The 17,378-nt window shown below is 73.3% G+C and carries 19 protein-coding genes; 11 read left to right on the forward strand and 8 right to left on the reverse strand.

The features are described from left to right. The first annotated feature begins 6 nt into the window (after positions 1 to 6). Complete coding sequence (locus DMA15_RS24575; RefSeq protein ID WP_276314396.1) at positions 7 to 612, forward strand: response regulator transcription factor; 606 nt, start codon at positions 7 to 9, stop codon at positions 610 to 612. A 22-nt stretch (positions 613 to 634) separates the two neighbouring features. On the opposite strand, the gene DMA15_RS24580 is transcribed toward DMA15_RS24575, so the two are convergent. The 3 genes from DMA15_RS24580 to DMA15_RS24590 all read right to left on the reverse strand — a co-directional run bounded on the left by DMA15_RS24580 (position 635) and on the right by DMA15_RS24590 (position 3,461). Beyond that, positions 635 to 1,489 (reverse strand): transglutaminase-like domain-containing protein, encoded by an 855-nt coding sequence (locus tag DMA15_RS24580; protein ID WP_125514929.1) that lies wholly within the window; start codon positions 1,487 to 1,489, stop codon positions 635 to 637. Positions 1,490 to 1,556: 67 nt separating this feature from the next. Continuing rightward, on the reverse strand, positions 1,557 to 2,387 hold the full coding sequence (locus DMA15_RS24585; RefSeq protein ID WP_346428921.1) for a transglutaminase-like domain-containing protein: 831 nt from the start codon (positions 2,385 to 2,387) through the stop codon (positions 1,557 to 1,559). A gap of 72 nt (positions 2,388 to 2,459) precedes the next feature. Further along, positions 2,460 to 3,461 (reverse strand): GNAT family N-acetyltransferase, encoded by a 1,002-nt coding sequence (locus tag DMA15_RS24590; protein ID WP_125514931.1) that lies wholly within the window; start codon positions 3,459 to 3,461, stop codon positions 2,460 to 2,462. Positions 3,462 to 3,604: 143 nt separating this feature from the next. Between DMA15_RS24590 and fdxA the strand changes: the two genes are divergently transcribed. Next, positions 3,605 to 3,925 (forward strand): ferredoxin, encoded by a 321-nt coding sequence (fdxA, locus tag DMA15_RS24595; RefSeq protein WP_018089397.1) that lies wholly within the window; start codon positions 3,605 to 3,607, stop codon positions 3,923 to 3,925. A gap of 119 nt (positions 3,926 to 4,044) precedes the next feature. Further along, the gene (locus DMA15_RS24600; RefSeq protein WP_125514932.1) at positions 4,045 to 5,139 is read left to right on the forward strand and encodes a bifunctional succinyldiaminopimelate transaminase/glutamate-prephenate aminotransferase; all 1,095 of its coding nucleotides are present in this window, start codon (positions 4,045 to 4,047) and stop codon (positions 5,137 to 5,139) included. A gap of 107 nt (positions 5,140 to 5,246) precedes the next feature. Here DMA15_RS24600 and DMA15_RS24605 read toward each other — a convergent pair whose 3' ends face one another. Then, complete coding sequence (locus DMA15_RS24605; RefSeq protein WP_125514933.1) at positions 5,247 to 5,735, reverse strand: ATP-binding protein; 489 nt, start codon at positions 5,733 to 5,735, stop codon at positions 5,247 to 5,249. A 324-nt stretch (positions 5,736 to 6,059) separates the two neighbouring features. Then, entirely contained in the window at positions 6,060 to 6,965 is a 906-nt protein-coding gene (locus DMA15_RS24610) for a heavy metal transporter (protein WP_206302825.1), read from the reverse strand. 73 nt (positions 6,966 to 7,038) lie between these two features. Between DMA15_RS24610 and dapE the strand changes: the two genes are divergently transcribed. Together dapE and DMA15_RS24620 are read left to right on the forward strand one after the other, a co-directional pair. Further along, positions 7,039 to 8,130: a succinyl-diaminopimelate desuccinylase gene (gene dapE, locus DMA15_RS24615; RefSeq protein WP_125514934.1), complete on the forward strand. Its 1,092-nt coding sequence runs from the start codon at positions 7,039 to 7,041 to the stop codon at positions 8,128 to 8,130. Positions 8,131 to 8,169: 39 nt separating this feature from the next. Then, on the forward strand, positions 8,170 to 8,946 hold the full coding sequence (locus tag DMA15_RS24620; RefSeq protein WP_125514935.1) for a TIGR00730 family Rossman fold protein: 777 nt from the start codon (positions 8,170 to 8,172) through the stop codon (positions 8,944 to 8,946). A gap of 34 nt (positions 8,947 to 8,980) precedes the next feature. Here DMA15_RS24620 and folP read toward each other — a convergent pair whose 3' ends face one another. After that, positions 8,981 to 9,841, reverse strand: coding sequence for a dihydropteroate synthase (gene folP / locus DMA15_RS24625; protein ID WP_125514936.1), 861 nt, complete (start codon positions 9,839 to 9,841; stop codon positions 8,981 to 8,983). 170 nt (positions 9,842 to 10,011) lie between these two features. On the opposite strand from folP, the gene DMA15_RS24630 reads away from it, so the two are divergent. Both DMA15_RS24630 and DMA15_RS24635 read left to right on the forward strand, forming a co-directional pair. Then, positions 10,012 to 10,389, forward strand: coding sequence for a DivIVA domain-containing protein (locus tag DMA15_RS24630; protein WP_125514937.1), 378 nt, complete (start codon positions 10,012 to 10,014; stop codon positions 10,387 to 10,389). Continuing rightward, on the forward strand, positions 10,386 to 10,985 hold the full coding sequence (locus tag DMA15_RS24635) for a DNA-3-methyladenine glycosylase I (RefSeq protein ID WP_125514938.1): 600 nt from the start codon (positions 10,386 to 10,388) through the stop codon (positions 10,983 to 10,985). The genes DMA15_RS24630 and DMA15_RS24635 overlap by 4 nt, the downstream gene beginning before the upstream one ends. Here the strand turns inward: DMA15_RS24635 and DMA15_RS24640 are convergent. Then, a complete protein-coding gene (locus DMA15_RS24640) occupies positions 10,982 to 11,782 on the reverse strand; it encodes an enoyl-CoA hydratase-related protein (RefSeq protein WP_125514939.1) in 801 nt (266 codons plus the stop codon). The genes DMA15_RS24635 and DMA15_RS24640 overlap by 4 nt on opposite strands. Before the next feature lie 307 nt (positions 11,783 to 12,089). Between DMA15_RS24640 and DMA15_RS24645 the strand changes: the two genes are divergently transcribed. After that, positions 12,090 to 12,257: a DUF3117 domain-containing protein gene (locus tag DMA15_RS24645; protein ID WP_003966491.1), complete on the forward strand. Its 168-nt coding sequence runs from the start codon at positions 12,090 to 12,092 to the stop codon at positions 12,255 to 12,257. A gap of 259 nt (positions 12,258 to 12,516) precedes the next feature. Here DMA15_RS24645 and DMA15_RS24650 read toward each other — a convergent pair whose 3' ends face one another. Continuing rightward, entirely contained in the window at positions 12,517 to 13,215 is a 699-nt protein-coding gene (locus tag DMA15_RS24650) for an O-methyltransferase (RefSeq protein WP_125514940.1), read from the reverse strand. 153 nt (positions 13,216 to 13,368) lie between these two features. Here DMA15_RS24650 and sigE point away from each other — a divergent pair, with 153 nt between their 5' ends. From sigE to DMA15_RS24665, 3 genes are all read left to right on the forward strand, one after another. After that, positions 13,369 to 14,142: an RNA polymerase sigma factor SigE gene (sigE, locus tag DMA15_RS24655; RefSeq protein WP_206302827.1), complete on the forward strand. Its 774-nt coding sequence runs from the start codon at positions 13,369 to 13,371 to the stop codon at positions 14,140 to 14,142. Continuing rightward, positions 14,139 to 15,131: a zf-HC2 domain-containing protein gene (locus DMA15_RS24660; protein ID WP_125514941.1), complete on the forward strand. Its 993-nt coding sequence runs from the start codon at positions 14,139 to 14,141 to the stop codon at positions 15,129 to 15,131. The genes sigE and DMA15_RS24660 overlap by 4 nt, the downstream gene beginning before the upstream one ends. Positions 15,132 to 15,262: 131 nt before the next feature. Then, positions 15,263 to 17,377, forward strand: a complete 2,115-nt coding sequence (locus DMA15_RS24665) for a trypsin-like peptidase domain-containing protein (protein WP_125514942.1) — start codon at positions 15,263 to 15,265, stop codon at positions 17,375 to 17,377. Position 17,378: the final 1 nt, after the last annotated feature.

Here is a 17,378-nt window from a genome sequence, read left to right on the forward strand (position 1 = left end):
GACGGTGTGATCAGGGTGCTGCTCGCCGAGGACCAGTCGATGGTCCGCGAGGCACTCGCCGCCCTGCTCGGCCTGGAGCCCGACATCGACGTCGTCGCCCAGGTGGCGCGCGGCGACGAGGTGCTGGCGGCGGCGCGCGCGCACGAGGTGGACGTGGCGCTGCTCGACATCGAGATGCCCGGATGCACGGGCATCGAGGCCGCGGCCGAACTGCGCGCCGCCCGCCCCGGGGTGAAGGTCGTCATCCTCACCACCTTCGGCCGCCCCGGCTATCTGCGCAGCGCCATGGAGTCCGGGGCCCACGCGTTCCTGGTCAAGGACGCCCCGGCCGCCCAGCTCGCCGCGGCGGTGCGCAAGGTCCTCGCGGGGGAGCGGGTCATCGACCCCGCCCTGGCGGCCGCCGCACTCGCGGAGGGCGCGAACCCCCTGACGGACCGCGAGCGCGAGGTCCTGCGCGCGGCGGCGGGCGGGGCCACCAACGCCGAACTGGCCGCGTCCCTGCACCTCTCCCAGGGCACGGTCCGCAACTACCTCTCGACGGCGATCCAGAAGCTGGCGGTCCGCAACCGCGCGGAGGCGGTCACCACCGCCCGCGACAAGGGCTGGCTCTGACCGGCGAGAAGGGCGGGCTCTCTCAGTTGAGCAGCGCCCGCGCGCCCCGCGCCTGCCACCGCGCCAGCTCGGCCGTCGCCGTGTCGTGCCCCGCGACCTCGTCGGCGTACGCGTCCAGCTCCCGCGCCCCCTCCGTGAAGTCGCCCTTGCGCACGAGGAGCTGGGCGCGGTCGTAGCGCAGCCGGGGCGGCGGTGACGGCAGCAGCAGGGAGAGTTCGACCGCCCAGAGCGAGACGTCACAGCGCTCGGGGCGCGGCGCGGCCCAGGCGCGGATGGTGTCGAGGACGCGCCGCACGATGTCCAGCGTGTGCGCGGGGGTCAGCATCGACGGCACGGGCGGCGCCCCGGTGGCCGCCGTGACGAGCAGGTCCACGTCCGTGCCGCTCAGGACGCGCCCGCCGTCGAAGGGGTTGGCGAACACCCGGTCGTCCACGGGGCCGAAGCCGACGACGAAGTGGCCGGGCAGCGCCACACCGTGGACCGGCGCGCCCGCCCGCCGCGCCACCTCCATCCACAGCACCGAGAGCAGGATCGGCAGCCCTCTGCGGCGCCGAAGGACCTGGTGGAGCAGGGCGGACTCGAGGCGCTGGTAGTCGCCGGGCCTGCCCCGGAACCCGCAGCGCCCGCCGAGCAGTTCGGCGAGGGCCACGGCCCACGCCCTTGAGCCCTCGGCAGGGACGCAGCGGTGGCCGTGCGCGGCCTGTTCCGCGAGCCGGCCGAGCAGGCGCCGCGCCCTGTCGATGCCCTCCTGGCCGAGCGAGGGGTCGGCCTCCGCGCCGATCAGCAGGCACAGCAGCGCGAGATCGGGCCGCGGCGCCCCGGCCTCGGCCGCGAACAGTCGTCGCCACTCGGTGGTTCCGGGGGATGGGGAACGCATACGAGCGTGTTGCCCGGTCGGCCCGATCGATACGTCGCTCCACCGCGGCCCGCGCTGCCGCCGCCGGTCAGTTCAGCATGGCCCGCGCCGCCCGCGCCTGCTGGCGCACCCGGTCCGCCGTGGTCGGCTCCACCGCCGTCACGACATCGGCGTACTCCTCCAGCGCCGCGGCCCCACCTAGGAAGTCGCCGCGCTGGACCAGGAGTTGGGCACGCTCGTAGCGCAGCCGCGCCGGGTGGGCGGGCAGCAGCAGGGAGAGGTCGAGGGCCCACAGCGCGACCTCCGAGCGCTCCGGGCGCGCCGCCGCCCAGGCCCGGATGTTGTTCAGGATGCGCTGCACGATGTTCAGCGGGTCGGCGGGCGTCAGCATCGACGGCTGCACCCCCGTGCCCGCGGCCCCCGCCACCAGCAGCTCGGCGTCCTGGCCGGTCAGCAGCCGCCCGCCGTCGAACGGGTCGGCGAGCACCTGGTCGTCGCGCGGCCCGAAGCCGACCACGAAGTGCCCCGGCAGCGCCACCCCGTACACCGGGGCGCCCGCCCGCCGCGCCACCTCCATCCACACCACGGAGAGCAGGATCGGCAGACCCCTGCGGCGCCGGAGCACCTCGTGCAGCAGGGAGGACTCAAGGCGCTGGTAGTCGCCGGGCGTCCCCTCGAACCCGCACCGCTCGCCGAGGAGTTCGGCCATCGCGACCGCCCACGCGCGCGGCCCGCCGGGACGGAACGGCAGCAGGCCCGCGAGCCGGTCCAGCTCGATCTCGGCGGCGTCGATGCCCGCCTCGTCGAGCCCGGGGTCGGCCTCGGCGCCGATCAGCAGACACAGCAGCGCGAGTCCCGGCCGTTCGGACCGCGCCTCTTCGGCGAACCGCCGCCGCCATTCGCCGGACTCCGCGTGCATACGTGCCTCGTGTCTCATGCCCTCGCCGGGCTGTTTTCCGTGCCGTGCCGTGCTGCCCCGCCGGGCCGCCGCTCAGGCTCCGCCGTGCCGGTAGTGGTGGTAGGTGTGATGCGCCGCGAAGCCCATCCGGCCGTACAGCGCCCGCGCGCCGTCGTTGCCGTCCTCCACCTGCAACCAGGCCGCCGACGCGCCGTCGAGCAGGGCTTGGCGGGCCAGCGCGGACATCACCGCGGTGGCGAGCCCCTGCCGCCGCAGCCGCGGGTCTACCTCCACCGCCATGAACCCCGCCCAGCGCCCGTCCACCACGCACCGCCCGATGGCCGCCGCGGTGTCACCGCTCCCGGGCACGGAAGCGAACCACACCAAGGGCCCGCTCGCCAGCACCTTGGACACATGAGGCGCCAAGTCCCCGGCCCGCCCGTACCGCCGCAGCCACGCCTCGTCGCAGGACCTGGAGAGTTCTACGCGCGACACGTCCGCGTCCAGATCGGCGACCGGAGCGAGGGCCCCGACGTGCAGCGCGGCGCTCACCTCACGCGCCCAGCCGCGCGCCTCCAACTCCGCGCACAGCAGCTCCTGGGTGCCCTCGGCACCCGTCGCCGTCTGGAGGTAGGCGGGCAGCTCCCGGGCCGCGTACCACTGGCGTACGTACGCGAGCGCCTCGTCCAGCGGACGTCCCGGATCGCCCAGCGGGAGCACCGAGTTGGCCCGCCGCGTGAACCCGCCGGAGGCCCGCAGCTCCCACTCGCCGAGCCGTTCGCTCTCCACCGGCCGCCAGGCCCGCGCGGAGACCCGCGCCAGCTCCTCGTACGAGGCGGCGGGGCCGCGTCGGCGGGCGGGTGCCGGCGGCACGACCTTGCCCGCGACCAAAGTGTGCTCCGGGATGGGGACGCTCTCGCCGGTCCGCCGTGTGATCACCACCACACCGTTGTTCCACGATGTGAGAACACCCACCGTGTCGGTGAACTTGCCGCCAGGTGATCCCGGGTCACCCAGGCGCCGCACCGAGACTCGTTTCCCCACGTCAGCAGGGGTGATGCGGACCTCGAGCCGTCCGCCCGCAGTGAATTCCACAGCTCTGTACGCCCCTCCTGTTCGGATCATGCCCAGGAACGGAGATACTAGGGGCGGGCATCGACGACGCCGCGCTCCCGCGCGCCAGGCGAGCGGAGCCTGAGGACGGCCCGCCAACGCCCGTATCGAGGAGGAACGACAGCGTGACCTACGTCATCGCGCAGCCTTGTGTCGACGTCAAGGACAAGGCGTGCATCGAGGAGTGCCCGGTCGACTGCATTTACGAGGGCTCCCGGTCCTTGTACATCCACCCGGACGAATGCGTCGACTGCGGAGCCTGCGAACCGGTCTGCCCGGTCGAGGCGATCTTCTACGAGGACGACACTCCCGAGGAGTGGAAGGACTACTACAAGGCGAACGTCGAGTTCTTCGACGAGCTGGGTTCGCCCGGTGGTGCGAGCAAGCTCGGACTGATCGAGCGCGACCACCCCTTCATCGCCGCACTGCCGCCGCAGAACCAGTAACGGCAGCCTGAGCGCCGCCCCGGTCCCGTACGGCATCTCCTGCCGTACGGGACCGAGGCATTTCCACCGAGGCGTTCCAGGCGCCCCCGAACGAACAAGCGCACCACGGGAGTGAGCACGTGTCCGCAGTCTCCGATCGGCTTCCCACCTTCCCCTGGGACAAGCTGGAGCCCTACAAGGCCACGGCGGCCGCGCACCCGGGCGGCATCGTCGACCTCTCCGTCGGCACGCCGGTCGACCCGGTCCCCGAGCTGATCCAGAAGGCCCTTGTCGCCGCCGCCGACTCGCCGGGCTATCCGACGGTGTGGGGCACGCCCGAGCTGCGCGACGCGCTCACCGGCTGGTGCGAACGGCGCCTGGGGGCGCGGGGCATCACGCACCGCGAGGTCCTGCCGGTCGTTGGCTCCAAGGAGCTGGTGGCCTGGCTCCCGACGCAGCTGGGCCTCGGCCCGGGCGACGTGGTCGCCTACCCGCGGCTCGCCTACCCGACGTACGAGGTGGGCGCGCGGCTCGCCAAGGCGGAGTACGTCGTCTACGACGAGCCGACGGACCTGGACCCCACGCACCTCAAGCTCCTGTGGCTCAACTCGCCCTCGAACCCGACCGGCCGGGTCCTCACGCGCGAGGAGCTGACCCGCACCGTCGCCTGGGCGCGCGAGCACGGCGTGCTCCTCGTCAGCGACGAGTGCTACCTGGAGCTGGGCTGGGAGGCGGACCCGGTCTCGGTCCTGCACCCGGATGTGTGCGGCGGTTCGTACGAGGGGATCGTCGCCGTCCACTCGCTCTCCAAGCGGTCGAACCTCGCGGGCTACCGCGCCGCGTTCATCGCCGGTGACGCGGCCGTCCTCGGCGACCTGCTCCAGATCCGCAAGCACGGCGGCATGATGACCTCCGCGCCGACCCAGGCCGCCGTGGTGGCCGCGCTCGGCGACGACCAGCACGTCCACGAACAGCGCGAGCGGTACGCGGCCCGGCGCGCTCTCCTGCGCGACGCGCTGGTGGAGCACGGCTTCCGCATCGAGCACAGCGAGGCGAGCCTGTATCTGTGGGCCACGCGCGACGAGTCCTGCTGGGAGACCGTGGGCCATCTCGCGGAGCGCGGCATCCTGGTGGCGCCCGGCGACTTCTACGGCCCGGCGGGAGACCGCTTCGTGCGGGTGGCGCTGACGGCGACGGACGAGCGGGTGGCGGCGGCGGTCGAGCGCCTGGCGTGAGCGCCCGGCAGGAGACGCGGCGGTAGCCGCGGCAGGACATGCGGCAGGGCCCGGAGCCAGTGGCTCCGGGCCCTGCGTGCGGGTGCCGTCGATCAGCTGCCGGGCGGTCAGCCGAGCGGCAGGCCCTGGGTGGAGAGAGCGCCGGTGGGCAGCCCACCGGTGGGCAGACCGCCCTTGGTGACCGCGTCGGTCGGCAGGCCGCCCTTGGCCACGTCGTCGGTGGGCAGACCGCCCTTGGTCGCCGTGCCCGCCGTGTCGCCGAGCACCTCGCCCGCGCTGCCCGCGACGTCACCGGCGGCCTTCTGCGCGGCGGGGGCCGCGGTCTTGGCGCCCTTGCCGACGACCTTGCCCGCGGTCGGGACGGCCTTCTTCACGGCCTTCCCGCCGGTGTCACCGGCGGTCCTGGTGGTGTTCTGGGCGGCGCCGTCGACGGTGTTGCCCAGGCCGGCGCCGTCCAGCGCGGTCAGCCCGCCCAGGTCGGGAGCGGCAGGCAGGCCAACGGCGCTCGCGGAGCCGGCCGCACCGACCACGGAGGCTGCGCCTGCTGCGCTGAGCAGCGCGGCGCGGGCGATCCGGCGGGTCAGGGGGAGGGACATGATGCTCCTTCAGACGGGAGAGAACGTTGGGTGTCCGGCCGGATCGGCTCCGGCGTCCCACCGGATGGCTTCCGGCGCTCGGACGCCGTGACTACCGCTCGAAGTCCGCGAAGGTTGCGGTGCGCCAACGTAAAGAGTTGGTAATGCGTCGCATTATCGGCTCTGGATAAAAACGGGCAAACGGCTCGCCGCCCCGTGGTGCTGCTGAATCCTTAATCCCCTTTGTTCTCAAGGGATTTGGCGCTGAGGCAAGGCGGTGCGGAAAAGCCGGGCGGTCCGCCGCCCCTCGATGATCCCCGCCCCCCGAACGGGTGACGCGCCGTACTACTGCCCGGTGACGATCCGGACCTCGTCCGCGGCGCCGCCCGGCCCCGCGGCCCCCTCGGCCCGCACCTTGCGCCACGCCCCCGGCCCCGAGGCGTGCCACTCCCACCCGCCGTACGAGACGCGCTCGACGCGCAGCGCCGAGGAGTGCGCCACCGCCCAGTGCGCCAGCTCCCAGCCGCGCCGCGGGGCCCTGCCGGCCGCGGCGGCCGTGGCGGGCACCGGGACCGTCACCGTCCGCCCCCGGGCCCGCTCCGGACGCACCTCGCGGCCGAAGTCGCGCACCAGCGCGGCCCGCACCCGCGCCGGGCCACCGGGTTCCGTGCCGACGCGGCCCTCACAGCTGAAGGCGGCGGGCGCGCGGCCGGTGAGCGCGGCGGCGAGCAGTACGGCGTCCGGCTCGTGCTTGGCGTACGCCTGCGGATAGCCGCTGCGCTGCACGCGCTGGGCGGCGACCGTCAGCGGCAGCCGCGAGTAGCCGGGGACCTCGGCCAGATGCTCGTAGAAACGGGCCGCCGAGTACGCCGGGTCCATGATCTGGCGCTCGTCGCCCCAGCCCTGCGTGGGGCGCTGCTGGAAGAGGCCGAGCGAGTCCCGGTCGCCGTGCCGGATGTTGCGCAGCCCCGACTCCTGGAGGGCGGTCGCCAGGGCGATGGTCACCGCGCGCTCGGGCATGCCGCGCGCGGTGCCGACGGCGGCGACCGTCGCGGCGTTCTGCGCCTGCTCGGCCGTGAACTCGTACGACGCGCCGTCGTCGTTCGCCGACACCACCGTGCACCGCGGCGAGGGCCTGTCCCCGTAGACGTACTGCACCGCCACATAGCCCACGACGGCGAGCAGCACCACGACCGCGGCCGTGAGACGGGTGAGACGGCCGCGCCGGAGGAGGGTGGGGGGCTCAGGCACGCGTCCAAGGTACTGGAGTCCGCCGACAGCTCGGCACGCCCCGTGGACGTCCTCTGGCGTTAGGGTCTTCCGCATGTCCCAGACCCCGCTTGACCTCACGCTGGACGCCGCCGAGCTGACCGCGCGGCTCGTCGACTTCCCCTCCCCGAGCGGCTCGGAGAAGGACCTCGCCGACGCCATCGAGATGGCCCTGCGCGGCCTTTCGCACCTCACCGTCGACCGCCACGGGAACAACGTGGTGGCCCGCACGGACCTCGGCCGCGCGGAGCGCGTCGTCCTCGCCGGGCACATCGACACGGTGCCGATCGCCGAGAACCCTCCGAACGTGCCGTCCCGGCTCGACGAGGACGGCGTCCTGTGGGGCTGCGGCACCTGTGACATGAAGTCGGGCGTCGCCGTCCAGCTGCGCATCGCGCAGACCGTGACCGAGCCCAACCGCGACCTCACCTTCGTCTTCTACGACAACGAGGAGGTCGCCGCCCACCTCAACGGCCTCGGCCACATCGCCGAGGCCCACCCCGACTGGCTGGCGGGCGACTTCGCGGTCCTCCTGGAGCCGACCGACGGCCAGGTCGAGGGCGGCTGCCAGGGCACGCTGCGGGTGCTGCTGCGGACCAAGGGCGTACGGGCGCACTCCGCGCGCGCGTGGATGGGCTCCAACGCCATCCACGCGGCCACCCCGATCCTCGACAAGCTCGCCGCGTACGAACCGCGCAAGCCGGTCGTCGAGGGCCTCCAGTTCCACGAGGGCCTCAACGCCGTACGCATCGAGGGCGGCGTCGCCACCAACGTCATCCCCGACGAGTGCACCGTCACCGTCAACTTCCGCTACGCGCCGGACCGCACCGAGGAGGAGGCCGTCGCCTTCGTGCGCGACTACTTCGCCGACTGCGGCGTCGACGAGTTCATCGTCGACGACCACACGGGCGCGGCCCGCCCCGGCCTCACCCACCCGGCCGCCGCCGCGTTCATGGCGGCCGTCGGCGGCGAGGCCCGCCCCAAGTTCGGCTGGACGGACGTCTCCCGCTTCAGCGCGCTCGGCGTGCCCGCGGTGAACTTCAGCCCCGGCGACCCGCTGCTCGCCCACAAGATCGACGAGCGGGTGAAGGCGTCGCTCATCCCGGAGGCGGAGGAGCGGCTGCGGGCCTGGCTGACGTCGTCGTAGACCTACGCTGTGGTCACGTACGCGTGGAGGGAGCAGACGATGACCAACCCCGATGCCGGCACAGACAGTGGTGCCCCCGCTGCCAGGAAGCGTCCCGAGGAGCAACGGCTCGGCCCGGTGCTGCGCCGGCGCGACAAGGTCCAGGCAGGCACCACCGATCAGCGTCTCCTCGACTCCGACGGCCCTTCCGAGTGGGTGCACACCGACCCCTGGCGGGTGCTGCGCATCCAGTCGGAGTTCATCGAGGGCTTCGGCACCCTCGCCGAGCTCCCGGCCGCCATCAGCGTCTTCGGCTCGGCACGCACCGCCGTGGACTCGCCGGAGTACGCGGCGGGGGTCGCGATCGGCAAGGCGCTCGTGGAGGCCGGCTTCGCGGTCATCACGGGCGGCGGGCCCGGCGCGATGCAGGCCGCCAACCAGGGTGCCGTCGAGGCGAAGGGCACCTCGGTCGGCCTCGGCATCGAGCTGCCCTTCGAGCAGGGCCTGAACCCTTACGTCGACATCGGCGTGAACTTCCGCTACTTCTTCGTCCGCAAGACGATGTTCGTGAAGTACGCGCAGGGGTTCGTGGTGCTGCCCGGCGGCCTCGGCACCCTGGACGAACTCTTCGAGGCGCTCACCCTCGTACAGACCCGCAAGGTCACGCGCTTCCCGATCGTCCTCTTCGGCTCGCAGTACTGGAGCGGCCTGATCGACTGGCTGAAGAACACGGTCATCGCCCAGGGCAAGGCCTCCGAGGCGGACCTGCTCCTGTTCCACGTCACCGACGACGTCGACGAGGCGATCTCCCTGGTGACCAAGGAGGTCGGCAAGTAACGCCCCGCGCGCGGGGGCCAGGCCACACCATCGGCTAGGCCAGCCCCCGCCGCGCCACGGCGGGTTCCCGATGACCCGCGATCGTCGCCACCATGTCCAGGACCTGCCGGGTCTCCGCGATCTCGTGTACGCGGTAGACCTGCGCGCCCAGCCACGCCGAGACCGCCGTCGTCGCCAGCGTGCCGAGTACGCGCTCCTTGACCGGCTTGTCCAGCGTCTCGCCCACGAAGTCCTTGTTGGAGAGGGAGACGAGCACCGGCCAGCCCGTCTCCACCATCTCGCCGAGCCTGCGCGTGGCCTCCAGGCTGTGCCGGGTGTTCTTGCCGAAGTCGTGGCCCGGGTCGATGAGGACCGACTCGCGCGGCACCCCCAGGGCGACCGCGCGCTCGGCGAGGCCCACCGTCACGCGCAGGATGTCGGCCATCACATCCTCGTACGTGACGCGATGCGGCCGCGTCCGGGGCTCGGCGCCGCCCGCGTGCGTGCACACCAGGCCGACCCCGTACCGCGCGGCGACCTCCGCGAGCCTCGGGTCGACGCCGCCCCACGCGTCGTTGAGGAGATCGGCACCGGCCTCGCAGACCGCCTCGCCGACGTCGTGCCGCCAGGTGTCGACACTGATCACCACCTCGGGGAACCTCTTGCGGACCTCGGCCACGAAGCCGACCGTGCGGCGCGCCTCCTCCTCGGCCGTGACCTCCTCGCCGGGCCCCGCCTTGACCCCGCCGATGTCGATGATCGCGGCCCCCTCGGCCACCGCCTGCTCCACGCGGGCCAGCGCGGGCTCGTCGCGGAAGGTGGCGCCCTGGTCGTAGAAGGAGTCCGGGGTCCGGTTGACGATCGCCATGATCACCGGCTCGTGCGCGTCGAACTCGCGCCTGCCAAGCCTGAGCATCCCCTGTGGCCCTCCTGGGTCCTTGTCGCTGGTGGTCCTCGCCGCCGACGGGTCCTCGCCGCGGTTCGGCCGCCTGCGACCTTAACTGTCACAGGCACATGGCACGATCGGACCCAGACAGTTTCAGCGACACTTTCAGCACGGGCAGTCGAGTGTGGGGGCCTGACGGCATGGTCTTGTTCTTGTTCCTGGTCATCGCCCTCGTCGTGGTGGTCGGCGCGGTGACCCTCGCCGTGGTCGGCGGCGGCGAGAGCGGCGCCCTGCCCGACGCCGCGCCCGAGCGCCTCACCGACCCGCTGCCCCTGGACCGCCCGCTGCGCCGGGCGGACGTCGACGCGGTGCGCTTCCCGACGACGCTGCGGGGCTATCACATGGACGACGTCGACGACGTGCTCGGCCGCCTCGGCGCGGAGCTGGCCGAGCGCGACGCCCGCATCGCCGAGCTGGAGGCGGCCCTTGCGGGCGCCCAGGCCACGGCGGTCGCGGGCCCGGCGCTCTTCGAGAAGTACGAACCGCGCGAGCCCGAGGACAAGGGGGGCGAGAAGTGAGCACCGCGACCGGCGCGCTCGCGGGCCCGGACGGCGGCCTGCGCTGTCCTTGGGGCCTGTCCACCGAGGAGTACGTGGCGTACCACGACGACGAATGGGGCCGCCCGGTCCACGGCGACGACGCGCTCTACGAAAGGCTCTGCCTGGAGGCCTTCCAGTCGGGCCTGTCCTGGATCACGATCCTGCGCCGCCGCGAGGGCTTCCGCGCCGCCTTCGCCGACTTCAAGATCGCCACGGTCGCCGGGTTCACCGACGAGGACCGGGCACGGCTCCTCGCCGACCCGGGCATCATCCGCAACCGCGCCAAGATCGACGCGACCCTCGCCAACGCGCGCGTGCTCGCCGACTGGCCCGAGGGCGAACTGGACTCGCTGATCTGGTCGTTCGCGCCGGACCCGGCCTCCCGCAAGGCCCCCAGGGCCCTCTCCGACGTGCCCGCGATCACCGACGAGTCCACGGCCCTGTCCAAGGCCCTCAAGAAGCGCGGCATCCGCTTCGTCGGCCCCACCACGGCGTACGCCCTGATGCAGGCCTGCGGCCTGGTCAACGACCACCTCGCGGACTGCGTGGCCCGCGAGGCGTCGGAGAGACGTTAGCGGCCCAGGTACGCCGGCTTCTCCTTGGCGATGAAGGCCTGGACGGCGATCGCGTGATCCTCGGAGGCGCCCGCCCTGGCCTGCAGCTCGTCCTCCTTGTCCAGCGCCTCGTCCAGGGAGTGGTCCGCCGCGTAGGCAAGGGACTCCTTGAGCGCCGCGTACGCGAGGGTCGGCCCCTCGGCCAGGGCGCGGGCCACCTGCGCGGCCTCGTCGGCGAGGTCCGCCGCGGGCACCACCTTGTTGGCGATACCCAGGTCGTACGCCTCCTGCGCGGTGATGTTGCGCGGGAAGAGCAGCAGGTCGGCGGCGCGGCCGGGGCCGACCACGCGCGGCAGCGTCCAGGAGACGCCCGAGTCGGCGGTGAGGGCGACCCCGGCGAACGAGGTGTTGAACTTGGCGGTGTCCGCGACCACCCGGTAGTCGGCGGCGAGCGCGAAGCCGAGACCGGCGCCCGCAGCGGCACCGTTCACCCCGGCCACCACCGGCTTCGGCATGCCCGTCAGGGCCCGCACGATCGGGTTGTAGTGCTCCTTGACCGTGCTCATGGTCTGCCCGGTGCCCGCCTCGCGATCCGCCGCCAGGGAGCCGATGTGCTCCTTGAGGTCCTGCCCGACGCAGAAGGCGCGCCCGGTCGCGGTGAGCAATACGGCGCGCACGGCGGCGTCCCCGGCGGCGGCCCGCACGGCCTCCCGCAGGGCGACCTTGGCCTCCGTGTTCATCGCGTTCATCGCCTCGGGACGGTTGATCGTGATCGTCGCGAGTCCGTCGCTCACCTCGTAGAGCACGCTGTCGGCCATGGTGGTCCCCTCCGCTGGTCCAGTACGTGGGACTCAGCATGACGGAGATCATCGGGGTCCGGCATGAGGCCGGATATGTGACCTGCGTCAAAGAATTTCGGGTCTGTGGGGCGTATGGGGCGGCGAAGTATCGCAGCCACATCGCCGAATTGGGTGGTTTTGCGGGCGCGCGTTGCTCAAGCGATGCCGACCGATGTTGGTCATCGGGTCCCGCCATGCGGGATAATGACCTGGAAGCAATGTGTTCGATGCCGGTGACACCTGGGTTGTCGGCTGCGATGAGCTGGTTTCAGGAAGGGGAACGAGCATGGCGGCCATGAAGCCGCGGACGGGCGACGGCCCGCTCGAGGTGACCAAGGAGGGGCGGGGCATCGTCATGCGCGTTCCGCTCGAAGGCGGCGGACGACTTGTCGTCGAACTGACTCCGGACGAGGCCGACGCACTCGGCGACGCTCTGAAGAAGGTCGTCGGCTGACGCGGAAGCGCTCCCACTTTTTTCCCTGCCCCGGCATCGAAGGATGCCGGGGCAGCGCTATTCCCGGGCCCCTGGGCCTTCAACGGGCCGAGGCCGAGCCCCGTAGGGGCGCGGCGCTGTTCCGATGTGCGGCTCCGCCGCGCGGGCGCGCCCCGTAGGGGCGCGGGGAACTGCGCGACCAGCCAAAGACGGCCCGCAGAGAGGAAACGCGCGCCCGGCGGCAAGCCAAGCCGGCAGCAACGAACAACCGCTCCCGGCGCTACCGCTTAACGGCGCAAAGCAGCCCATCCCCCACCGGCAGCAACGACGTAACAAGCTCAGAACTCTCCCGCACCGTACGCAACAGATCCCGCAAGTGCAGAACCTCGACCGGCTGCGGCCCCGAGTCCACGGTCCGCCCGTCCGCGAAGACACCCTCGAAGCAGACGAGCCCACCCGGCCGGAGCAGGCGCAACGATTCAGCGAGGTACTCCAGGGACTCCACGCGGTCGCCGTCGCAGAACACGAGGTCGTAGCCGCCGTCCGCGAGCCGCGGCAGGACGTCCAGCGCGCGCCCCGGGATGAACCGCGCGCGGTTGCCCGCGAAGCCGGCCGCGCGGAAGGCCTGCCGGGCGAACTGCTGGTGGTCCGGCTCGGGGTCGACCGTGGTGAGCACGCCGTCGGGCCGCATGCCGTGCAGGAGATGGATCCCCGACACCCCGGTCCCCGTACCGATCTCGGCCACCGCTTTCGCGTCAGCCGTGGCGGCGAGCATCCGCAGCGCGGCGCCGGTGCCGGGCGACACCGAGGGCAGCCCTGCCTCCCGGGCCCGGTCCCGGGCCCAGCGCAGCGCCTCGTCCTCGGCGACAAACGCGTCGGCGAACGCCCAGCTCGTCTGCCGGTTGCCGGTAATGGCCCTCTCCTGTCCCCGTGGTTGCCTGGCCGTGACTGTATCCGTTGGGGCCGGGAACCCGCAGATGGGACCGTGCGTTTACAGGGGGTGGGAGGAGAGCGGGGGTGACGGATGGATCCGAACCGGAAGCGGGCGCGTCGAAGCGGCAGGACACTCGCAGCGAAGCCCGTACCAAATTCACGTAAAAACGCTTATCCGGAGCTAACGGGCGAGGTGGTTATGGTAGGGGCTCCACTGGACACCACCAGAGCCGATAGGGGAGGTGCGGCTGCGTCCGCGGATCGGGGAGGAGCGCTGCGGCGTTTTCTCGGGTTGGCGGGTGAGCCGAAATCCGTGACCGAGACTGCTGACCGCATCCGTGCCAACGACTCCGCTCAGACCGCGACCTTTGCCGCTGACGCGGAATCGCAGGCGTGGACTCCGCCCACCTGGGAGGAGATCGTCAGCACGCACAGCGGCCGCGTATACCGCCTGGCGTATCGCCTGACCGGTAATCAGCACGACGCCGAGGACCTCACGCAAGAGGTCTTCGTCCGTGTATTCCGGTCCCTTTCGACCTACACCCCCGGCACGTTCGAGGGCTGGCTGCACCGCATCACCACCAACCTCTTCCTGGACATGGTGCGCCGCAAGCAGCGCATCCGCTTCGACGCCCTCGGGGAGGACGCGGCGGAGCGGCTGCCGAGCCGCGAGCCGTCCCCGCAGCAGGTCTTCAACGACACGCACTTCGACGCGGACGTCCAGCAGGCGCTCGACACCCTCGCGCCCGAATTCCGCGCCGCCGTGGTCCTCTGCGACATCGAGGGCCTTTCGTACGAGGAGATCGCCGCCACCCTCGGCGTCAAGCTCGGCACGGTCCGCAGCCGTATCCACCGGGGCCGTTCGCAGCTGCGCAAGGCTCTCAAGCACCGCTCTCCCGAGGCCCGCGCCGAGCGCCGCTCGCTCGCGGTCACCGGCGCCGTGGCGCTGGGAGGAGGGGGTGCGACCGCGTGAGTGGATCACGGTCGAATCCTGCCGAGCGGCGTCTGACCGAGGCCGAGCAGCATCTGGGGGACCGGCTCGCCGCCCTGGTGGACGGCGAGTTGGGCCATGACGCGCGCGAGCGCGTCCTCGCCCATCTGGCGACCTGTCCGATGTGCAAGACCGAGGCCGACGCCCAGCGTCGTCTGAAGAGCGTCTTCGCGCAGGCGGCGCCGCCGCCGCCCAGCGAGAGTTTCCTCGCCCGGCTCCAAGGTCTTCCGGCGGGCGGCTCCGAGCCGCCCGGCGGTCCCGGGCGCCCCGGCGACGGGGACGGCTTCGCCACCGGAGCCACCAGAGCCACCGGTTCCGCCGGACTGCCGCGGACCGGGATCTTCGGCGTGAGCACCGAGCCCTTCGTGGGGTATGTCCCGTCCGGCGCCCATGCCGCGGTGCTGCCCGACGAGGGCCGGGGCTTCCGCATCCACGACGTCACCCGGCACGACGGTGATCGCTCGCTCTGGCGCGGGCGCCGCTTCGCCTTCGCGGCGGCCGGTGCGGTGTCGCTGGCCGCGATCGCGCTGGGCGGGGTCACCGCGGTCGCGCCAGCCGACCCCGGGGACGCGCGGGCCGGCGGCGCCAAGACCAACAGCAAGGTGACGCCGCAGCGCACCCAGGGCTCGACCGCCGTCGCGACCCCCGACTCCGTGCGGCGCCGCGGCGGCGGCAACCCGCTGTCGGCACAGGGCCAGCGTCCCGGCGTCCTGTCGGCGCCGGTCGCCCCGAGCGAGGTGACGGGGCCGCTGCTGCCCGGGGCCGCGCGCTCCCACGTGAGTGTGCGGGAGCTGACGGCGCCGATGCTGGCGGGCGCCGCCGCACTCTCCCCGCTCATACGCCCGCCGCATACGGCCCCCGCGCGGCCGCCCGTGCTGGGGCCCGTGCGGACGAGAGGCGCGGATCCGGTGAACACGGCCGCCGCGCCCCCAGGTTCGGGCCCCCTGCAAGGCACCTCGCAGGTCCACTGACGCGACAGGTGCCCTGCGCTTGGGCGGCGGAACCTGGTTGAATCTCGGTGGACCGTGCTCGCCGGGGAGACTTGGCGGGCGCGGGGTTGAGCAGGCAATCGGCGTCCGCCGCGGGCAGTTGTGGGGAGAGCATGGACGAGGGCAAGCCCACGAAGGCCAAATGGTGGAGCCGCCCCCGGCCGGAAACCCCGGCCCCACCCACCGCCCCGCCCCCGGAGGCGGCCCCCCAACCGGGCGCGGCCGCAGGCCAGGAAGCGACCCCGCACCTGAACACGGCTCCCGAGCCGGGCGCCGCCCCGCACCTGAGCCCGGCCTCCGAGCCGGGCGCCGCCCCGCACCTGAGCCCGGCCTCCGAGCCGAGCGCCGCCCCGCACCCCGGCGCGGCACCGGGCCAGGGCGCCGTCCCGCACCAGACCGGCACCCCTGCCCCCGGCGCCGCACCGGCTCAGACCGGCACGCCTGCCCCCGGCGCCGCACCGGCTCAGGGCGCTGTCCCGCAGCAGGACGCCGCCCCCGCGCAGGTCGGCCCCCCTACCCCCAGCGCCGCACCGGCTCAGGACGCCGCCCCCGCGCAGACCGGCATCCCCGCCCCCGGCACCGGACTTCCCGGAGGCGTCACCGCACCGGCCGATCGGCCCCGCCCCCTGCACGACCCGGATCCGTACAGCACCCCGCCCTACGGCGAGCCCGGCCCTTGGGCACCCGCGCCCCCCGTCCAGCACCCGGCGACGACCCCGACCCACGGCACCTTGCTGCCGCCCGCAGCTGCGCACGGCGCCACGCCCGCGCACGGCACGCCCGCGGGCCCCGCCCCGGCGCACGGCACCCCCGCCGCCCTGGGCCACGGCGCCACGCCCCCGCACGGCACCCCCACCCACCCCGCCCCGGCCCACGGCGCCCCGCTCCCGCCCGCCGCCCCGCACGCCTCCTCCACGCCCCCGCACGGCACCCCCGCGCCCCCCGGCGCCGACGTGTCCGCCCCGGCCCCCTACGGCGGCGTAGGGCGCCCCCACGAGGCCGCGCCCCACGCGGGGCACCCCCAGGGGGCTCAGGGCGCGGTTCGGCTGCCGTATGACCCCTGGAACGCGCCCCTCCAGCAGAACGGGTCGCTGCCTCCGGAGGCCAAGGAGCGCCAGCGCAAGCGGGGCCGGCGGCTCGTCGTGGCCGGGATCGCCCTCATCGCTCTGATGTCGGGGCTCATCGGCGGAGCCCTCGGGTCCTACCTGGAGCGCAACGGCGTGGGCGACATCGAGCTGCCGCAGGCCGGCGCCGAGCCCAAGGACAGGCCGAGCGGCAGCGTCGCCGGTATCGCCGCCGCGGCCCTGCCCGGCGTCGTCACCCTGCACGTCAGCGGGGACTCGGCGCAGGGCACCGGCACCGGCTTCGTCCTCGACGGCAAGGGCCACATCCTCACCAACAACCACGTCGTCGAGCCCGCCGGCACCGGCGGCGAGATAACGGTCACCTTCAGCAGCGGCGACACCGCCGAGGCCGAGGTCATCGGCCGCGACTCCGGCTACGACCTCGCCGTCGTCAAGGTGGACCGCGTGCGGGGCCTCAAGCCCCTGACCCTCGGCAACTCCGAGAACGTCCAGGTCGGCGACCCCGTCGTCGCCATCGGCGCCCCCTTCGACCTGGCGAACACCGTCACCTCCGGCATCATCAGCGCCAAGGAGCGGCCCATCACCGCGGGCGGCGAGAAGGGCGACGGCAGCGACGTCAGTTACGTGGACGCGCTCCAGACCGACGCCCCCATCAACCCGGGCAACTCGGGCGGCCCGCTGGTCGACTCCAAGGCGCGCGTCATCGGCATCAACAGCGCCATCCGCTCCGCCGACGAGGGCTCGGACTCGCGCGGCGGCCAGGCGGGCTCCATCGGCCTCGGCTTCGCCATCCCCATCAACCAGGGCAAGCGCGTGGCCGAAGAGCTGATCAACTTCGGCAAGGCCACGCACCCGGTGATCGGCGTCACGCTCGACACCGAGTTCACCGGCGACGGCGCCCGCATCGCGGAGAAGGGCAAGGACGGCGGCCCCGCGGTCAACGCGAACGGCCCCGGCGACAAGGCGGGCCTCAAGCCGGGCGACACCATCACCGAGGTGAACGGCGCCCCGGTGCACTCCAGCGACGAACTGATCGTCAAGGTCCGCGCCCACCGCCCCAAGGACCGGCTGGACCTGACGATCGAGCGCGACGGCCGCGACCGCGAGGTGACCCTGGTGCTCGGCTCGGCACACTCCGACTAAT

The organism is Streptomyces sp. WAC 01529 (assembly GCF_003945545.1).
In the GTDB taxonomy this organism is placed as follows: domain Bacteria; phylum Actinomycetota; class Actinomycetes; order Streptomycetales; family Streptomycetaceae; genus Streptomyces; species Streptomyces anatolicus.